We start from the raw sequence: 13,146 nt of genomic DNA, 5'->3' as shown, positions 1-13,146 counted from the left end.
AAGAAGCTGAGGCTCCTTATGAGCGTGGTTCATTCATGACCGATTCGCTTAAGCACTCCGCCGATCGCGCCCGCTCGGGTCGACCAGTCCGCGACGGCCTCTGGCCCGCGGGAACGACACGGTACCGGTGAATGGAGTGAAGTAGATACAGCGTGAGCGAACTTCGCAGCTCCCACGATGACAATGCCCTCGCCCGCGGCATCGCGGAACCCCGCGACCGGAGACGACACGACAGGTCGGCCGACAGCCTGGTACTCGTAGAGCTTGATCGGGTCGAGGCTCTCCGTGAAGTCGCTCACGAGGTGCGGCACGAGCAGCACGTCCGCGTGCTGCAGGTAGGCGGGCACCTGCTCGTGCGGTTTGGCCCCAAGCAGAACTGCGCCCGCCTCGCGCAGCCGACGGGTATCAGACTCGCCTAGAGCGTCCGGCCCGACAAGCACGATCGTAGCGTCGCCGGCGAGCGCGCGCGCTGTCCGCACGCACAACTCGACATCGAGTCGATCGCCGTGCAACGTGCCGACATACACAGCGACTTTGCCTGCCGGCAGATCAGCGGGGCGCGCAGCCGGCCGCCGGTAGAGCTCCACATCCACGCCGTTCGGAACGAGAACGATCGGAGCAAGTTCAGCGGGTCGGTCCGGGGTCTTGCGTCGCACCAGTTCAGCCGAACATGCCACGACCTGGGTCGCATGGTGCAGCAAATACTGTTCGCCACCGACGACCCGCCGACGGATGCGATCCGGTCGATCTGCGACCGCCCAATCGTCTGTGATGTCATACAGTGTCGGCCAGCCGGTCACCCGGGACACCTCGGCTGCCCCAGGGTCGTTGACCCACAGCACCGGGTCGGTCATCCCCAGGCTGCTCGCCGCGCGCTGCACTGCGCGGGCGAATCGGCGGTCGGCGCCCCGGTCGATCTTTCGAGGCAGCAGCTTTAACGGGCGCAACGTCCACAACCGCGGTTGCACGTCACCGCGCTCGCGCACACTCCGCCCGAGGGCGGCCCGTCGGCCGGATCGCAGCTCATGCAGTGGGTCGGCCGACGGCTCGATGAAGAGCACCCGCAGTTCCGGGTCACCGGTCAGCAGGCGCGAGATCAGGTGCTGGTTGCGCCGCCACACCCCATCCCACGCTTCCAGCGAGATCACGACGAGGTCCGTCATCGCCCTGCTCCGTTCCGCACGCCCCCACTCCGGGCCGCGCGTGCCTCGATGGCCGCGCGGTAGACGGCATCCGTGCCCGCCACCTGCGATGAAACCGAGAAGAACTCCCGCTGACGGATGCGCCCGGCCGCGCCCAGCGCATCGCGCGCATCGGCGTCGCCCGCGAAAAGGCGGAGCGCGGATGCTGCAGCGTCGGCATCGTTCGGCGTGAAGTGAGCGCGCGGATCGAGCCCGTCGAGCACCTCACGGTGGCCGGCGGCATCCGCTGCGACCACAGGGAGACCGGATGCCATCGCCTCCAGAATCGTCAACCCCAGCCCCTCGACCGGGCACGGCGCGATCAGCAAGCCGGCCCGGGACATCCGCTCGGGCAGATCCGAACGGAAACCGAGAAAGCTCACCTGGCCGCTCACACCGAGGGTGTCGGCGAGCGCGCGAAGCTGGCTGGCTTCGGCACCGTCGCCCGCGACGTCCAGCGACCATCCCTCGCGTGCCAGCCCCGAGGATGCAAACGCGCGCAACGCCACGTCGGTGCGCTTTTCCGGCTGCAAGCGCTGTGCGATCAGGACAACGGGTTCCCGCGGCACGCGCGCAATGGGCCGATCCGCCACCCCGGTGTGCACGACGACGCTCGGAACGCGGATGGCTGCTGCGACGGCCTCGCTGATCGCAAGTTCGCGGTCCACCGTGCCTCGCACGAACAGGTCGAGCGGCAAGGCACGGAACCGGCCGCGCTGCCGCGTGAAGTGCCGCGTCGACACCACCGCCGGCCGATCACGCCGGCCCATCAGCGCTGCCACGGCTGCGACATCCGCTGCAACCATGTGAGTGTTGACGACGTCGACCTCCCGGCCGCGCCGACGGATCGCAACAATCACCTCGCCCGTTCGACTGGCCGGTTCATACCGCACGCCTGCACGCTCGAGCGGCCCGCGCATGCGATCATCCGCGCCGCCGATCACGCTCACCACGTGACCGTGCGATGCCTGTGCGACGGCAAGCCGGAAAACGAACTGTTCGACGCCCTGGAATGCATCCGAGCGAACAGCGTGCAGAACGCGCAGCGGCGTCACGACGGTGCCCCTGGCGCCGACACCGAATGGCCGCCGCGCGCAGCCGCAATGGGCTCGAGCAGCGCAATGTAACGTTCAGCCGTCGCCTTCCAGCCGTGGGCTTCAGCGCTCGCTCGCGCCTGACTGGCGAACGCGTCGCGTCCGGCAGCGGCGATCTGTTCGAACCGGTCGCCGAGCTGGGCCGCATCACGGTCGACCAGATATCCATTGAGGCCGTCCACGATCACCTCGGGGGCGTAGCCGACGCGGGTGGCGATCACCGGAAGTCCGGCAGCGAGCGCCTCCAGCACCACGAGGGCGTTGGCCTCGTAAGCGCTTGGCAGAACGAACAGATCGGATGCCGCGAAAAATAGAGGCAGGTCTGAGCGCGGTCCCATGAACATCACCCGGTCGCTCACTCCCAGCGACTCCGCCTGGCCGCGGGCCTTGTCGATCGCCTGGATATTGCCGCCGGCGACGAGCAACAGCACCGTCGGGGCGTGGGTCAGGGCAGAGATGGCCACGTCCAGCCCCTTGCGATCGAACTCATGGCCGACGAACAAGGCGACCCTGTCCTCGTCGTTCAGGCGGAATCGCGCCCGCGCATGCGTGCGCTCTTTCTGCGTCGGCGGATGGTACCGATCCAGATCGACACCGTTCGGGATGACGGTGACCGGCGGTCGCACCTGCCCGTACACGCGATTCAGCGTCTCGACCTCTGAGGTGGAGAGCGCGACGACCGCACGGTGAATGTTGCTGCGATACCGGATGAGGTCGCGAACGAACGTGAACGCATGGGTCGGGTTGCGCAGCATCCGCCAGGTGCCGCGGCCGCGAGCGCGCATCGCCGCACCGACGACGCCGTGATTCACGTAGACATCACCGGCCATGATCGCGTTGTGGCAGATCGACACGGCATCCGGGCGCGCCGCGAGGAACCGACGAGCACGGACCGTGCCTACCGTTGAGAACCAGACCATTTGCCGGAACAGCGCGAGCGCGCGGAAGAACACGCGTCGGGGCCAGGGGCGCCGGGGCCGAGTGCGTGCAACGTCCATCGTGAACGATTCGACGGTGTGGCCGAGGGCGCGGAATTCGTTCTCCAGGTTCCACGCCACGCCGGCGACGCCGGTGCCCGCTCCGATGTACGGCACGATTTGCACGATGCGCATCAGTAGCTCCGCGGAGCGGGCGGCGCCGGCAGCCGTGACTCGGCGCGTACGGGGCCGCGCGCATAAAGCGCCGCACGACGCCACGCTTGCGCACGGCGAACGCCGGGCAGCAGCATCCCGCGCACGGTGGCACCGAACCAGCCGGCGCTCCGGGCGCACTGCCAGCCCGCCGCGCCGAAGTGCTTGCGGTAATAGCGTTCCTGCGACGCGAAGAAGTGCAGGTCGCGGCGCCGCGAGTCGCCGCTCGTGCCCGCGCCGACGTGCACCGCGTGCGCATCGTGCACCGCCCGGTGCCGCCAGCCGAGCCGGTTCGCACGCTGCGCCCAATCCGCCTCTTCAGCATACAGAAAGAAGCGCTCGTCGAGCCCGCCGACCTGGTCGAGCGCCTCAGCACGCAGCAGCAGCACAGACCCGATGGCGTAGCGTGCCCCGGTTTGGAAGCGGCCGAGGCCGACCGCCTCAAGCCAGGCGTTGCCAGGGGTCGGGAATGGCCATTCCACTCGCGCGGAGCGTCCGTCGTCGTCGCGTTGGGCGGGCCCGACACTTGCTAGATCGTTCTCAGCGCGAAGCGCGTTCTGGAGCACAGTGACTTGGTCGGGCGTGAACCGCGCATCCGGGTTCAGCAGCAAGACGTCGGCGCCGGGGACCAACCGATCGGCCAGCGCGAGGTTGACACCGGCGGCGAATCCGGCGTTGCGCCCCGCATCGACGTAGCGCACGCCGAGTTCCGTGCATAGAGCTGCGATCTCAGGCAGCGACGAGTTGTCGACCACCGTGACCGTGAGGTGCGCGACGGGAGCCAGCGCGGCACGCAGCAGGCCGACGGCTCCGTATGCCACCACGATGATCTCGACGCCGGGGTTCTCGACGGCGGAGTTGTCGGCATCGAGATTTTCGGTACCTGTGCTTCCGGCGGCGTGATTCAGCCGAGCGGCGCGATTCGCCCCAACGGATGCCAGCCGTGCGACTGACCGATAGAGGTTGACGTACTGGTCTGCCACAGCATCCCACGTGCACTCCTGAGCCCGTTGATACCCCGCCGCACGCAACCGCTCACGCTGCGGCCCTGCCGCTTCGACTAGTGCAGCGCGCAGCGCGATCGGGTCTCCCTGGGGAACGACAATGCCCGCGCCCCCGACGACGTCGGGTAGCGCACCTGCGTCGCTCGAGACGACTGGCACACCGGATGCCATCGCTTCGATCGCGACGCGACCGAACTGCTCTGTCCAGCGCACGGTCGGCACAGAAGGGACCGCCAGCACGTCAACCGATCGGTAGAAACCCGGCACCTGTTCGGGCGCGACCGCACCGAGCAACTGGATGCGGTTTGCGATACCGAGCCGCGCAGCATCCGCTACGATGGCAGTCGCCATAGGGCCGACGCCGGCGATGCGCAGGTGCAGACGCGGCTCCGCGGCAGCCGCCTGCAGGAGTACACCGAGTCCCTTTTCGGGTACCAGCCGGCCGAGGAAGCCGACCGCGATCGGGGCCCCGCCGGTGCCATTCGAGCTCTCACGCACTGGTGCCGGGTCGCCAGTGTCCTGGCTCGTCGATTCGAACTCGGCCAGATCGACGCCCAACGGGATCACTCGCGGTCGTCCGGCGAACCCCTTTGCGACGCTGATGGCAGCGGCCTCCGCGTTGCAGGCCGAGATGCCCCGCGCTGTGCGCAGTGCTGCCCGCTCCATCCAGCGGAAAGGGACCGGGTAGCGTTTGGTGATATTCTGCGCCGTGTAAAGCACGACCGGCGCTGTGCTCCGTCGCATGGCGCGCAGCAGCAGCAATTCTGCGGTTGCGAGGGCGAACGGTTCCTCATGGATATCAATAACGTCCCACTGCTGGCCCAGGGCAGCCCAGAGCGGCCGCGGATCGTACAAAAACAACGCGGGGTGATGTCCAACGGTCGCAACCGGGACGGCGTCGTCAGCATTGTCGCGTTCGAGGGCGACCGGCGCACCGCCGGCATGCCAACGACGGGCGGCCAACAACGTGAGAGTCACGCCGCGCGCCCGCAGAGCCCGCTCGCGCCCGCGCCATGCGGGCACGGTCGCGCTGTGCGAGATTCGCAGCACTCTCATGAGTCCTCCCGGTACAATCGGACAGGTCCATTCTGTCGTGTTTCGACCGACCGACAGGAACGGATGCCTTTGGCGATGAGATCATGGGGGACATCATGGCCGATCAATTTCGCATATTGACCGTGTGCACCGGCAATCTGCACCGCAGCCCGTTGGCGGCCGTGCTGCTTGAACGGTGGGCAGAGTGGTATCTCGACGTACGAGTCCGCAGGCACGTCTCAGTGCAGAGTGCCGGGATGGCAGCCGTCGTCGGGGCCCAGATGGGTGCGTTCACTCAGCAGATCGCGGCGGCTCTGGGCGCCGACGGCTCGCAGCATCGAGCGCAGCAACTGACCGATACGATGGCCGCAGATGCCGATCTTATCCTCACGGCGACGGTGCGTCAGCGAGATGAGATTGTCGCCCGCGTTCCTTCGGCGCTGCGACGGGCATTCACCATCCGCGAAGCCTCCCGGGCTGCGCAAGCGATCGGCCTGTCATTCGCCTCTCACTCGATCGACGAGCTCCGGCAGCGCGTGCGAGAGCTGGCGGGTCATCGCGGGCACGGCGCAAAGAACATCGTGGACCCCGAAGGCGAGACTGAGGAGACATATCTCCAGATGGCCGCGGAGGAGGTCCCGGCCTTGGCACACATTGCGCGTTGGCTGATGGGGATGCCGGCCGCGGAAGAGCGCGCTTACATTGAGACGGTCGAAGATCCGGTGAAGCTGCAGTCCCGAATTGCAAGCGTGACCGGTGCGCGCAAAGATAGGGCGTGACCCCGCACGCAGACCAGCACCGAGACGTGCTCGATCGAGGTATGCCCGAACTGCCCGGCCCGCGGGTCTTGCACCTCGACCACACGTCGAGTGCTGGCGGTGCCGAATATGCGCTTGCCCGCATGCTCCACGCTGATCCGCCATGGCAGCCATTGCTGCTCCTAGCCGGTGGGAAGGGCCTCGGCGCGTATGAGTCCCTCTCAGGGACGATACCCATCCGATTCTGCGGAGTCGACCAGAAAGCCGGCGCAAGCTCAAGCGGAACGCGAGTACTCCTGGACGCAACCACCCGACTGCTGGCACAGGCAGCCACCGTGGCGATGCATCCGGCGTTCCGCAGCGCGGACCTGATCGACGCCAACACCGCCCGCGCCGCCGCATACGGGGCACTGGCAGCACGCACCCGCCGCGTCTCCTTCGTCGTACACCTGCGCGACCTGACGGATGCTGACGCCCTCGGCCGCTCCGGCCTCACGACCATGACACGGCTGGTTCTCCCCCGCGCCGACGGTGTGATCGCGAACTCGCAAACGACACTGGCGGCGGCCATGCCGTGGCTTCGTGCGGACGCCGTGAGAGCCGTCATCCCTAGCGCTTCAGGGCTGACTCACGTGCCAGCACGTGCTCACGCCCGCAAGGTCGTTCGAGGCAAGGGTGAACCACTCATGGTCGGGATGCTTGCCCGCATCGATCCGTGGAAGGGCCAGGACTTTCTACTGGATGCCTTCGCCGCGACACTCAGCGACAGCAACGCCAGGTTGCAGTTCGCGGGCGCTCCGCTTTTCGGGCACACCGACTTCGAGGATCAGCTGCGCCTCAATGCGAAACAGTTGGGGGTCGCCGACCGCGTGGACTTCCTCGGACACGTCGACGACGTGCCTGCTCTGCTGGCGACCTGGGACGTCGCAGTGCACTACTCCACCCGGCCCGAGCCGCTCGGGCAAAATGTGCTGCAGTACCTCGCTGCCGGAGTTCCGACCATCGTCGCAGACGAAGGCGGCCCAACCGAGTGGGTCGAAGACGACGTGAACGGACTGCGGGCCAGGCCACGAGACATCCGGTCGTTGTCTGCGGCGCTCAGCCGCCTGGCATCCGCGCCGGAGTTGCGCGCACGCTTGGGCGCTGCGGCGGTTGCTACGCCCGGACTGCTCGACGATCACGAGGTCGCAGCCGCCCATGCAGCGTTCTACGCGAAAGTGCTGTCTGTAAACGGGCAGCCGCTGCGGCAAAAGCACACACGCCGGTAACATCGAAGAATGCTCGGAACTTTCGCCATCGCCCTGCCATTGACGATGGCTATCGTGATGATCGCGAGCGGTATCGGTAAATTGCGGCACCCGGACGACCTCAGCGGATGGCAGCAACTCGGCATACCGGCAGCGCTGAGACAACGGTGGTTGCTGCGTCTGCATCCATGGGGTGAACTAGCACTCGGCGTAGCCCTCGCGGTACTGGGCGGCGTGCTAGGAGTACTCGCCGCGCTCATCTGCGTACTACTGATGGCGGCATACACCTGGGTGGTGATCATCGCGTTGCGACGACCTGAGGCCGCCGAGTGCGCGTGTTTCGGCGCCCGTAAGCCGGTGACCCGGGTGACAGCCGTGCGCAATACCTGGCTCACCCTCGTTTCGGCTGCCGCGGCCGCCGTAATCTGGACGACACCGCTCTTCGGTGGCGCCGTCGCGGCCGGCGTTGGCGAGTGGGCGTGGGTTGCAGCAGCCGTTGTGGCGATCATCACGGCCGTGCTCATCGTGTGGCCGGCACCGGGGTCCGCAGGCCCCAGCGTGGCGCAGGCGGCTCTCCCCCGGCCCGCAATGGCGCTTGAGATGCCCGACGAAAACGGAGTGATCGACTACGTTCGCACCCGCACACCGGCTGTGCCGGTCACTCTGGCCGACGGCGCAACGGTAAACCTGCGTGCGCTCACCTCCAGCAAGCCCCTCCTACTGATGGCAGTGTCGGACACGTGCGGTGCCTGCGAAGAGGTCATCGCACGGATTGGGCACTACCGCGAGACTCTTCCTGAGGTGGATGTGCGCGTGCTTGTGAAGGACAGTCCAGAGCACAGCACGCTGACAGATACGAGCGAGCCCCAGTCATTGCACGACCCGAACGGGTACGTGCGAGAGTCGATAGCGGACTGGCCTGTGCCCACAGCGGTGCTGTTGGGAATTGACGGGATGCTGGCTGGTGGCCCCGAGTCAGGACCAACCAATGTGGAAACGTTCGTCGGCGACATCTACGAGAGCCTGCACGGAACGCGGCCGACTGAATCCACGTCCTGAGCGAGGCGGCGCTTCGACTTCGCTCAGCGACCGAGACCTTCGCTGACCGACCGGCGCTTCGACTTCGCTCAGCGACCGGGGCGCTCAGTGCGCAGGTCGGCCGAGCACCTCGCGGATCTGCTCCGTGAGCGCCGCCGCAAACTGCTCTTCTGAGAACAGGGCGGCGTGTGCGCGAATGGCGTCGGCATCCCACGCGCCAGGATCGAACTCGCGGACCGCGTGCCGAACGGCTTCCGCGGTTGGAGCCGGGAAGAAGCATCCGGTCACACCGTCGACAACCGTGTCCAGATACCCGCCCGCGTGGAGTGCGAGCGTGGGCTTACCCCACGCCGCAGCCTCTAGCACGGTCAGGCCCAGATCCTCGTGGGATGGCGCAAGCAGGGCGGCGCTGCGCATGTACAGCCAGCGCAGCTGCGCGTCAGTCACCCCGCACACGAGTCGCACATTCTCTGGAAGGTCATGCAGCAACGCGTCCCGCATCGGCCCGTCACCAACGATGACCAACCGGCGGCCGGAGGTCTCGCGGAACGCATCCACCACCTGCGCGACGTTCTTGTACGGCAGCAGGCGGGACACGACCAAGAAGCACTCGCCGCCGTCTACGAACTGCGTAAGGTCCGGCACCGGCTCGAGCGCAGCCTCAGTGTCCACACTCTGCGGCGGGAACACCACGGGCGCATGCCGCCCGTAGATCCGGCGGATGCGTTCACTCACGCCGCTGGCATTGGCGAGGTAGCGGTCCGCCCGATCTGCGGCGCGGTGATCCCAGCGGGTCAGCGCCGGGGCCAGAAACCGCAGCACCATCCGCTGCAACGACAGCGGCTTCGCATCGCCCAGATATTGATCGGTGAGATAGAGCCACCGGGCCGGCGTGTGGCAGTACACGATCGTGCGGCCGGAGGTGCGGAATCCGTGCGCCCATCCACTACTGGACGCGAGCACAATATCCGCCGGGATCTGCATTCTCGAGCTGGCCATTGCAAGAAGCGGGAACGCCCGACGGTGGTGGCGGCGCAGAGCACCGATGCGATTCAAGGGCGAGACGACGATGTCCGCGTCGCGGAACTCGGGGAATGTTCCATCCGGGTCGTAGAGGGTCGTGTAGATCTTCGCCTTCGGGAACGCCTTGAGCATGGCAAGTACGACACGCTCCGCGCCTCCGCGCTGGGTCAGATAATCGTGCGCGATCGCGATCACGGGCTCCGCTGCGGGGGCGGATGCCGGCGGGCGGACCCGCTCCGGTGCGACGACGCGTTGTGCGGGCGTGATGATGCGTTCCGGCGTCTTGACACGCTCGGGTGCAACCACGCGCTCGGGTGCAATCACCCGTTCAGGCGCCACCACGCGCTCAGCTGTCGCGACGAGTTTCGCCATCAGTACGCGCCTTTCGCCTGAACGACGGCGTTGATGGTGCGGTACAGGATGATGATGTCACCGGTCAGCGACCAGTTTTCGACGTAGTAGAGGTCGAATCGTACGCTGTCGTCCCACGACAGACTCGAGCGACCTCTGGTCTGCCAGAGTCCGGTGATGCCCGGCTTCACCAACAGTCGCCTACGCGCCCAGTCGTCGTATCGCTCGACCTCAGAGGCGAGCGGCGGGCGAGGCCCGACCAGTGACATGTGGCCGCGCAACACATTGATGAGTTGCGGGAGCTCGTCGAGACTGTAGCGCCGCAGCACGGCCCCGATCGGGGTGACGCGAGGGTCTGACTTCATCTTGAAGAGCATTCCGTTGCCGTCGGAAAGGCCGGCGAGCGAGGCCAGGCCGGCCTCGGCATCCGCTGTCATCGACCGGAACTTCACCATGTGGAATCGCCTGCCGTTGACACCGACGCGCTCCTGTGTGAAGAACGCCGGTCCCGGGGTATCGAGGCGTACGAGCATCGCCGTGATCAGGAACACGGGGCTCAGAATGACGAGCCCGATCAACGACATGACGATGTCGAATGCGCGCTTCGCGGTGTATCTTGCTCCCTCGAATTCCGGGTAATCGACTTGAATGAGCGGGAGCCCCGCAACGGGTCGAGCGTGAATTCTCGGCCCGGCAACATCCGTCAACGCCGGGGCGACGATGAGGTTCGTCGAGCTGGCTGCCAGCTGCCATCCGAGTTCGCGCATTCCGCGAGGGTCGATCGTGTCAGCACCGGTGAAGACGACGGTGTCGGCCTGAACTTCGCCGAGCACCCTGGACAGGCTGGCGTAGTCGCCCAGCACAGGCACGCCGGTCAGGAGCGGCCGGTCGGTCCTTCCGCGTTCGGTGACGGCGCCAACGATCACAATGCCTGCACCGCCGTCGCGCATGATCTGATCCGCGACGTGCATGGACTTTCCACGCTCCCCCATCAGGATCGCGCGATACGAATAGCTGCCGTACATGCGCCGGCGGCGGGCCAACCAATTGCGCCACAGCCACCGTGACAGGAGCAACAGGCCGAGCCCGAGCGGGAACGCGACGAACAGATAGCCGCGAGCGACTTCAGAGTGAGACAGAAACGCGAGAACAGCGAGCACAGCGAAGACGCGGATCGTGGCATCCGCTACGCGCTTGTACTCTGTTGCTCCCGATCCGAGAGACGCGCGGTGCCGAGACGCGAAGAAGGCGAGGGAGAGGAACCACGCGAGCACGAGGACGGCGGAGACCAGCGAATAGTTGAGTTCGATCGCGATGTCGCCGTTTGCCTGAACCGTCAACTTCTGGCCGGTGGTGCTGAACCGGATGAACTGCGAAAGGTACACCGAGACGGCGATGACGGCGAAGTCCGTGATGAGCAGGCGCCGCGCGTATGCACGTTGCCACGCCATAACGGCTGCTGCCGGCACCTTGACGGTCGATTGGCGCAACGAAGTCACTTTCACCTCCGCGTTCGGGTCTTGGATGTTGAAGTATTCTCATTCTAAGTTGAGAAGTGCTCGGCTTCCAGTGAATTCGAGAATCTCTCGCCTTTTGGCTACCCCCCGTTCTGGGTCGAATACGGATGCGATGGGTCGCCGGGGCGGATGCGACGGGTCGCCGGGGCGGATGCGACGGGTCGCCGGGGAGGATGCGACGGGTCGCCGGGGCGGACGACCCGGCCCGCGGGGGGCGCGGGCACAAAAAAGAGGGGCCGAGCCTTTCGGCTCGACCCCTTGCGGGACCGCTGTGCGTGGATCTCGATACGGGTGGATCTCGATACGGCCGCGGGCGGCCTACTCGATCACCGAGAGTGCTGCGGGCGGCCTCCTCGATCACCGAGAGTGCCGCGCGCGGCCTCGTCAACCACCCGGACGGCCGGGCGCGCAAAAAAAGGGGCCGAGCCTTTCGGCTCGACCCCTCTAATGGATCTACTACATGCGGATCTCGATACGGCCGGATCTCGATACGCTCGCTTCGCGAGCTACTCGATCACCGGCTAGGTGCTACTTGATGACCTTGGTCACCGTTCCGGCGCCGACGGTGCGGCCGCCCTCACGGATCGCGAAGCCGAGGCCCTCTTCCATGGCGATCGGCTGGATCAGCTCGACCGTCATGTCCGTGGTGTCGCCAGGCATGACCATCTCGGTGCCCTCAGGCAGCGTGATGACGCCGGTGACGTCGGTGGTGCGGAAGTAGAACTGCGGGCGGTAGTTCGCGTAGAACGGGTTGTGACGGCCACCCTCATCCTTGGAGAGGATGTACGCGGTTCCCTCGAACTGCGTGTGCGGGGTCACCGAACCCGGCTTGACGACGACCTGGCCGCGCTCGACATCCTCGCGCTTGGTGCCGCGAAGAAGCAGACCACAGTTCTCGCCTGCCCACGCCTCGTCAAGCTGCTTGTGGAACATCTCGATACCGGTGACCGTGGTCTTCTGCGTCGGGCGGATGCCGACGATCTCGACCTCGGAGTTGATCTTCAGCGTGCCACGCTCGGCGCGGCCCGTGACGACGGTTCCACGACCGGTGATCGTGAAGACGTCTTCGATCGGCATCAGGAACGGCTTGTCCTTGTCGCGCACCGGGTCCGGGATGGACTCGTCGACGGCATCCATGAGGTCGAGGATGGACTGGGTCCACTTCTCATCGCCCTCAAGGGCCTTCAGTGCGGAGACCTGGATGACCGGAGCGTTGTCACCGTCGAAGCCCTGGCTGGAAAGCAGCTCGCGAACCTCGAGCTCAACGAGCTCCATGATCTCTTCGTCGTCAACGGCATCGGACTTGTTCAGCGCGACCAGCAGGTACGGCACGCCGACCTGCTTGGCGAGCAGAACGTGCTCACGCGTCTGAGCCATCGGGCCGTCAGTGGCGGCGACCACGAGGATCGCACCGTCCATCTGCGCGGCACCGGTGATCATGTTCTTGATGTAGTCAGCGTGCCCCGGGGCGTCAACGTGCGCGTAGTGGCGCTTCGGAGTCTCGTACTCGACGTGCGAGATGTTGATCGTGATGCCACGCTGGCGCTCCTCAGGAGCGGAGTCGATGGACGCAAAGTCACGCTGAACGTTGATCGCCGACGGGTACTTGTCAGCAAGCACCTTCGAGATCGCAGCGGTCAGGGTGGTCTTTCCGTGGTCGACGTGACCGATCGTTCCGATGTTGACGTGCGGCTTAGTCCGCTCGAACTTGGCCTTAGCCACTGTGGTCCTCCTCAGGACTCTCGTGTAGACGATCCAGACGCAATGG

At 66.3% G+C, this 13,146-nt stretch carries 10 protein-coding genes; 3 read left to right on the top strand and 7 right to left on the bottom strand.

Annotation, left to right across the window (positions count from 1 at the left end):
• Nucleotides 1-29 precede the first annotated feature (29 nt).
• From QU604_RS03940 to QU604_RS03925, 4 genes are read right to left on the bottom strand one after another with little or no spacing between them, the layout of a single operon-like run.
• Nucleotides 30-1,163: a glycosyltransferase gene (locus QU604_RS03940; protein WP_308467492.1), complete on the bottom strand. Its 1,134-nt coding sequence runs from the start codon at nt 1,161-1,163 to the stop codon at nt 30-32.
• On the bottom strand, nt 1,160-2,236 hold the full coding sequence (locus tag QU604_RS03935; protein WP_308467491.1) for a glycosyltransferase family 4 protein: 1,077 nt from the start codon (nt 2,234-2,236) through the stop codon (nt 1,160-1,162). The genes QU604_RS03940 and QU604_RS03935 overlap by 4 nt, the downstream gene beginning before the upstream one ends.
• Entirely contained in the window at nt 2,233-3,387 is a 1,155-nt protein-coding gene (locus QU604_RS03930; RefSeq protein ID WP_308467490.1) for a glycosyltransferase family 4 protein, read from the bottom strand. Before QU604_RS03930 ends, QU604_RS03935 begins: the two co-directional genes overlap by 4 nt.
• A complete protein-coding gene (locus QU604_RS03925; protein ID WP_308467489.1) occupies nt 3,387-5,465 on the bottom strand; it encodes a glycosyltransferase in 2,079 nt (692 codons plus the stop codon). The genes QU604_RS03930 and QU604_RS03925 overlap by 1 nt, the downstream gene beginning before the upstream one ends.
• A 95-nt stretch (nt 5,466-5,560) precedes the next feature.
• On the opposite strand from QU604_RS03925, the gene QU604_RS03920 reads away from it, so the two are divergent.
• The 3 genes from QU604_RS03920 to QU604_RS03910 are packed head-to-tail and all read left to right on the top strand — an operon-like array spanning nt 5,561 to nt 8,508.
• Nucleotides 5,561-6,223 carry an arsenate reductase/protein-tyrosine-phosphatase family protein gene (locus QU604_RS03920; protein ID WP_308467488.1) on the top strand — a complete coding sequence of 221 codons (663 nt, stop codon included), beginning with the start codon at nt 5,561-5,563 and terminating at the stop codon, nt 6,221-6,223.
• Nucleotides 6,220-7,470, top strand: coding sequence for a glycosyltransferase family 4 protein (locus tag QU604_RS03915; protein WP_308467487.1), 1,251 nt, complete (start codon nt 6,220-6,222; stop codon nt 7,468-7,470). The genes QU604_RS03920 and QU604_RS03915 overlap by 4 nt, the downstream gene beginning before the upstream one ends.
• 9 nt (nt 7,471-7,479) lie before the next feature.
• Entirely contained in the window at nt 7,480-8,508 is a 1,029-nt protein-coding gene (locus QU604_RS03910; RefSeq protein ID WP_308467486.1) for a DoxX family protein, read from the top strand.
• A gap of 84 nt (nt 8,509-8,592) precedes the next feature.
• On the opposite strand, the gene QU604_RS03905 is transcribed toward QU604_RS03910, so the two are convergent.
• From QU604_RS03905 to tuf, 3 genes are all read right to left on the bottom strand, one after another.
• Entirely contained in the window at nt 8,593-9,882 is a 1,290-nt protein-coding gene (locus tag QU604_RS03905; protein ID WP_308467485.1) for a glycosyltransferase, read from the bottom strand.
• The gene (locus QU604_RS03900) at nt 9,882-11,360 is read right to left on the bottom strand and encodes a sugar transferase (protein WP_308467484.1); all 1,479 of its coding nucleotides are present in this window, start codon (nt 11,358-11,360) and stop codon (nt 9,882-9,884) included. Before QU604_RS03900 ends, QU604_RS03905 begins: the two co-directional genes overlap by 1 nt.
• A 546-nt stretch (nt 11,361-11,906) precedes the next feature.
• Nucleotides 11,907-13,100: an elongation factor Tu gene (gene tuf / locus QU604_RS03895; RefSeq protein ID WP_308467483.1), complete on the bottom strand. Its 1,194-nt coding sequence runs from the start codon at nt 13,098-13,100 to the stop codon at nt 11,907-11,909.
• Nucleotides 13,101-13,146 lie beyond the last annotated feature (46 nt).

This window comes from Rathayibacter sp. SW19, from assembly GCF_030866825.1.
Taxonomy (GTDB): Bacteria; Actinomycetota; Actinomycetes; order Actinomycetales; family Microbacteriaceae; genus Rathayibacter_A; species Rathayibacter_A soli.
This window is presented reverse-complemented; position numbering and strand designations above follow the sequence as displayed.